3 protein-coding genes are annotated in these 3,055 nt (G+C 40.9%); all 3 read right to left on the bottom strand.

Annotation, left to right across the window (positions count from 1 at the left end):
- Positions 1-111 precede the first annotated feature (111 nt).
- Positions 112-627, bottom strand: coding sequence for a hypothetical protein (locus VGT41_00330; protein ID HEV2600717.1), 516 nt, complete (start codon positions 625-627; stop codon positions 112-114).
- Between the two features lie 374 nt (positions 628-1,001).
- Positions 1,002-2,393 carry a hypothetical protein gene (locus VGT41_00335; protein ID HEV2600718.1) on the bottom strand — a complete coding sequence of 464 codons (1,392 nt, stop codon included), beginning with the start codon at positions 2,391-2,393 and terminating at the stop codon, positions 1,002-1,004.
- Between the two features lie 230 nt (positions 2,394-2,623).
- Positions 2,624-2,764 (bottom strand): hypothetical protein, encoded by a 141-nt coding sequence (locus tag VGT41_00340; protein HEV2600719.1) that lies wholly within the window; start codon positions 2,762-2,764, stop codon positions 2,624-2,626.
- Positions 2,765-3,055 lie beyond the last annotated feature (291 nt).

Consider the following 3,055-nt stretch of genomic DNA (forward strand, 5'->3'; position numbering starts at 1 on the left):
AATTAAAATTTTGCTCCAAGCCACTTCGTTGATATACTCTTTTTTCATGATAGTGCCGATTTTTTGAAGATGTTCAGTCTAAAACTTTCGGTGCTATCATACCTCAAAAAATCATATCTTTAAAAACTCAACAGAACCTAAACAAATAATCTTCTCACGCCTTAATTTTTTTACGTCAAAAATGGTCAAAAGCGACGGTATAAACTCACATACATATTTACGTAAATCCGGAGAAAGCGTGCCAAGCGATTCTCTTAATTTTTTATAATCCGCATCACCATTATCCGATTGTGCCGCACCTTCTTTACGGTCATCTTCTTCTTTTGCATCCTCATCAGCTGCGCGCACCAGACCAATTCTGCATGCCACCCCTTTGACCGCGGCCAATGACTTACCTAGAATCCCTTTTTTGCTTTTTGGCTCGGCAGGTGCTAATCGTTTTTGTGCCTCTTTATTTACCCGTTCACGCAACCGCTCTAAACGGTGCGCCTTTTGATACTTCTCTTCCGCTTCTTTTGCATCATTAACATCTTGTAAACTTGCAGCCGCTTGTACCGAGCATGATATAAAAGACGCTAACGAAAGCATAAAAACACATTTGCCTGCAAATGCAGATCGAAAACCCATGGAACAAAACCCCTCATTGTAAACATAATTAAAAAACCACAACAAGATTTCAATACGAAATTCTATCATGTTTTTATTGCAAAAACAAAGAAATAAAGTGGTTAGCTACCATTACGCCTGGCGGGCATTAAGATGATGGTTTTTTTGATCTTCCTTGTGTGTTTTTGTCTGATTTTCTAATTCCTTTTGCGCTTTTCCTTGCGGTCGTTGTACAGAGAGCGTTGCCAAATCGCCTTTAGTCGCTGCTCCTTGTAAAGATCTGCCAGCGCTATAAAAACATTCATACTAGAAACCAAGCGCACATTCGTAGAGTGAGTCGCGTTAGTACCGTGAAACCAGCGATTAAAAATCTATCATCAAAAAATTTCTAAAATTTATATTCCTAAGTTTTGTTGCCAAGACATGTCCTCACCATACTGTGCCTGTTGCATTCCTTCATTAAATAGTTCTTTGATTTTCTCTCGATATGTGGCCCGTTCGCTTTCACATGAACTCCCTTCCCACAGATCGATCGTTTTTAACATTGCATCAATACTCGGCCGTGGAAATGCCACAATATCCATTGCTGCTGTAATAAGCCCCCAAGCTTCTGTTAACATTTCTGCATGACGTCGCTGCTCTGACGGAAACCAAATTCGGGCCAGCCTCTTATTATCTTTATCTATAGTAACAAGAAAACGATCTGTGCGACTTAATAATATTTCTGAAGCATTTGGAAAATCAAACCTATACCCCCTTTGCTCTTCAGGCTTGGTAACCATTACAGATTGTCCCTGACCACTGGTAACCACTACAGGTTTACCAACTATCCGCCCTGATATCTTTTTTGCGTTATGGCGCAATGCATTCACAGCTTTTTCTTCTGGCTTATTTAACTCCCATTCATAACTCGTATAATTGCCATTTCGGTCAACTTCTGCATGCAACAAAGGTACGCCCTCATTGGTCGAACCAAGCTCAATAGATGATATACTTCCCGTATGCATCTCCTTCACGGTTAATGATCTTAATTCTGCATCTTTGCCCCTAGTCCAAACACGTATTGTACGATATGCGTCCGTAACCGCTGCGACAATAGCTCCGTCTGAGCTTATAGCCAATCTATTGGGGGGAAAACCAATGGGGTGCCGTGTTGCTACCGCCCCTGCATAAGTCGCCATCACCACTATACAAGAATCAAGATCAGTAACTCCTCCTAACACAACAAATCTTTCATTGCGACTAAGAGCTCCTCGATCAAAAGAATCACTATGAATTGTTTTCGATATTAAGCTGTCAACGCCTTCATCAAATATTTTTCGCTCATGCGCATACCCCACGAATTCTCTAATCGCCCCCATGAATAATTCCGGAGGAAGCTTGGTCAACATTACTGTCAACTGTGTATCATCTTGATCATCTTTTATTTCTTCATCTGTATTTGTTCTGGTTAACACATTGGCAACCGCTTGTCGCGCTTGCGTCAGGCTCTTTCGCATGAAAGAAACGACGCCAGATGAACTGTCGTCTGCTGGCACTTGCCCCTCTGCCCGCAGCGCTGCCAATTTAGATCGCCCTGCTATATTTTTTCCTTTTTCTAATGTTAGCTGCTGCGCTTCTCGCTGTTTTTTCCGCGCTCTTTTATAAAGATCTTCCATCTTTTCTCTATGATTTATTTGTTGCTGATCAATATCTTCCTCACGTGCCGCTGCTTGCAAGTTACTCGGTGCAAAAAAAATTAACAATCCTAAAACAAGGCCCTGGCATTGCACAAATCGAAAACCCATGGAATAAAACCCTTCACTATAAACATAATTAAAAAACCACAACAAGATTTCAATACGAAATCCTATCATGGTTTTATTGCAAAAACAAAGAAATAAAGTGGTTGGCTACCATTACGCCTGGCGGGCATTAAGATGATGGCCTGCTACAACTTTGTATATTTAACGTTGGCGATAACATAAAAGGAAAAACCTTAATGACCTTTCCTTTTATGTTATCGCCAACTGCTACGTTACAGATCAAAACCGGGATCTATTTCCTGAATGCCAGCATCTCTCTCTCGTTCCATCTCATTAATGAGCTTAACTATTTCTGATGTATCAGGTTTAGCTTCCGCAGCAAATTGTTCTACCTGATTAAGCAGCTCTCCCATACGAGCAAGACGATGAAGTGGAAATTGACATATCTCGCTCGTAGATAAGAGTAATTTCTCGGTCTCTTGCCCCAACGTAGGACAATCAGGCCGCCACGCTTTTAGTTTTATACGACGACCATCGTCTTCGAGAGTAACGACAAGCCTCCCTGATCCTGCTACACTTTTGTAGACATGAAGAACTTGTAGTAAACTAACAATTACGAGGGACTTTATGAGAAAAATAAGAATTTATGATAAAGAATTTAAATTAAATGCCTTAGAACTGTATACAGCGGGCAAAACAGGCAC

This window comes from Candidatus Babeliales bacterium, from assembly GCA_035944115.1.
GTDB lineage: Bacteria > Babelota > Babeliae > Babelales > Vermiphilaceae > DASZBJ01.